The sequence below is a fragment of the Vibrio sp. D431a genome, assembly GCF_030248655.1.
Taxonomy (GTDB): Bacteria; Pseudomonadota; Gammaproteobacteria; order Enterobacterales; family Vibrionaceae; genus Vibrio; species Vibrio alginolyticus.
Genome location: NZ_JAHGAP010000065.1, coordinates 1 through 1199 on the forward strand (window position 1 = coordinate 1; position 1199 = coordinate 1199).

At 41.0% G+C, this 1199-nt stretch carries 2 protein-coding genes; both read left to right on the plus strand.

The window, feature by feature from the left end:
• Positions 1 to 90: 90 nt before the first annotated feature.
• Complete coding sequence (locus KJB35_RS27645) at positions 91 to 612, plus strand: GNAT family N-acetyltransferase (protein WP_024699695.1); 522 nt, start codon at positions 91 to 93, stop codon at positions 610 to 612.
• Positions 613 to 761: 149 nt separating this feature from the next.
• The gene (locus KJB35_RS27655; protein ID WP_170890320.1) at positions 762 to 1034 is read left to right on the plus strand and encodes a nicotinamide mononucleotide transporter; all 273 of its coding nucleotides are present in this window, start codon (positions 762 to 764) and stop codon (positions 1032 to 1034) included.
• Positions 1035 to 1199 lie beyond the last annotated feature (165 nt).

A 1199-nucleotide genomic window follows, 5' to 3' on the forward strand; every position in this document is an offset into this window, starting at 1 on the left:
GCGTTAGGTTTAGTGGTTAAGGTGGTATGCGGGAGCTTCAGTATTGCGTTGCTCACACCTTAACAGGGCGTTAGCCCTCAAAGGTCAAATATGGATATTTACCCAGAAATAGAGTTATCTAAACAGCAGCATAACTCAATTGAAGTCCTCAGAAATAAGTCGTTTCCTGAACATCAAGTAACTCGTTCTTACTATAAACAACTCCCGCATATGAGAGCTTTAAAGTACAGAGATGATCAACTGGTTGGTTACATGGGACTGGACTACAGAGTTGTCAGCGTCTGCGATGAAATTTATAAAGTATTGGGCGTTAGTGACTTCTGTGTTGAACAATCATCTCAAAGAAATGGTATTGGCACTGCTATGTTGTCCCAACTCAGCGAGTATGCCTCAAGCAAAGACGTCGACTTTATTATTTTAATCTCCGATTTAGATGCTTTTTATACGGCTAATGGTTATCTTCGTCTTAGTTCTTTAAGCTCTTGGTTGCGAATACATGAACATAAGAATTACGGCGTTGCAGTTGATCAAGTCGATGATTTGTATGTTAAACCGATTAGCGGTAAAACTTGGGCAGTTGGTCATATAGACTGGTTAGGCTATATGTACTAGTCGGGTATCGGGCTAACAAATTGTTCAAGAGGGATTCAGCACGCGTGGCATTTTTACTATGCGTTGGTTTTAGTGGTTAAGGCGGTATGCAGTAGCATCGGTGTTGCGTGCCTCACCCCTTAACAAGGCGTTATGTGCTAGGAGGAAAAATGGAATATTTTCAGTACTATGGAATCGATTGGATTGCAATGGTACTAACATTTCTTGCTATTTGGCAAATTGGAAATAAGAACAAAATTGGGTTCATTTTAATGATGTGCGGCAACACTAGTTGGGTAGCAGTTGGTTACCTTACTGGTAGTGTGGCAATGATAATTGCAAATATCATCTTTTTCTCAATGAATCTTAGAGCGATCATCAAATGGTCGGCACCAGAGAAAGAGCCTAAAGTAAGCGTTGCTGAGCAGTCATCTACAAGTTGAAAGTTCGCACATAACAAGGCGTTTAAGGCAGATTCCCAACGCTCGGCGTTTTGCATTCAAAGTTGGGTTAAGTGTTTACGGTGCAATGGTCTAGGTTAGGTGGTTAGCGTTGCTCACTACTTAACGCGGCGTTATGTTAATCGAAGTGTGTTGCAATTAATTGAA

Coding starts and splice junctions, on each gene's coding strand:
- KJB35_RS27645 (WP_024699695.1), top strand. CDS start 91: ATGGATATTTACCCAGAAATAGAGTTATCTAAACAGCAGCATAACTCA.
- KJB35_RS27655 (WP_170890320.1), top strand. CDS start 762: ATGGAATATTTTCAGTACTATGGAATCGATTGGATTGCAATGGTACTA.